Source organism: Shewanella sp. UCD-FRSSP16_17 (assembly GCF_001675935.1).
In the GTDB taxonomy this organism is placed as follows: domain Bacteria; phylum Pseudomonadota; class Gammaproteobacteria; order Enterobacterales; family Shewanellaceae; genus Shewanella; species Shewanella japonica.
Genome location: NZ_LZFV01000027.1, coordinates 1 through 921, shown reverse-complemented (window position 1 = coordinate 921; position 921 = coordinate 1). Strand labels below are relative to the sequence as shown.

Here is a 921-nt window from a genome sequence, read left to right as displayed (position 1 = left end):
TACTTTCTTTGGTTTTCCGGCTGCGACTAAACGTTGGTAAGTTGCTTTGAAAACAGGATTTGATTGTATGGCTGACATCATTGCCATATACAAAACTGTCCTGACCTGATGCCGTCCACCTTGTATCTTTCTTTGGCCTTTGAAGCGACCACTTTCCTTATTCATTGGTGCAACACCAACTAATGAACTCGCTTCTTTATTATTAATATATCCGAGTTCTGGTAGGTTACTGATAATTGAAGCTGCGGCTATTTTACCTATCCCTTTCATGCTTTGTAGAATGACATTTTTGGCTTGGCTGATTTATTACGAGAAGCGGGTTGGACTCGATGAGTTTAACTATTTTAGYTTCTATCTTTTCTATCTGATTTTTAAATACAGTTAAGATAGGTTTGATGGTCATCGCAAGCTCTTTCGGCAGAATTTGCAGCCTGTTCTTCTCCATCGTTTGCATCGCCATAATTTGATTACGTCTTGAGACTAAATCGCTCATAGCCTGCATGATGTCAGGCTTTAAAGTAGATAGCTTAGGCTTAATCGCATCGCCATAGTGGGCGATGAGCTGCGCATCGAGCTTGTCTGTTTTAGCTTTTTGACCAATGGCACCAGCAAATCGTTTTATGTGTATTGGGTTCGCAATAACGAAGGGAAGGTTTGCTTCAGCACAGGCCATAATAAATGGCATTTCTAAGCGACCTGTTGCTTCAATAACGATGCGTTCAGGATGGTGTTTCTTGATTAAGTTAACAGCTTCTTTAATTCCTTTCTCATCGTTTTTGACGGTGAAAAAGATATCGAGAGGTCGGATATATATATCGAGCTGAAACTTACCCGTATCGACACCGATGTTAATGTTTTGATTAGTTTTTGAATTCATAATAAGCTAACTCTTGCTTGCAAATGCGGGTTCGAGACCCAGTA

At 40.1% G+C, this 921-nt stretch carries 1 pseudogene; it reads right to left on the bottom strand.

Going from position 1 to position 921, the window contains the following annotated elements:
• Positions 1–877: pseudogene (locus A9267_RS13870) on the bottom strand (IS110 family transposase); the annotation flags it as partial.
• Between the last annotated feature and the right edge of the window lie 44 nt (positions 878–921).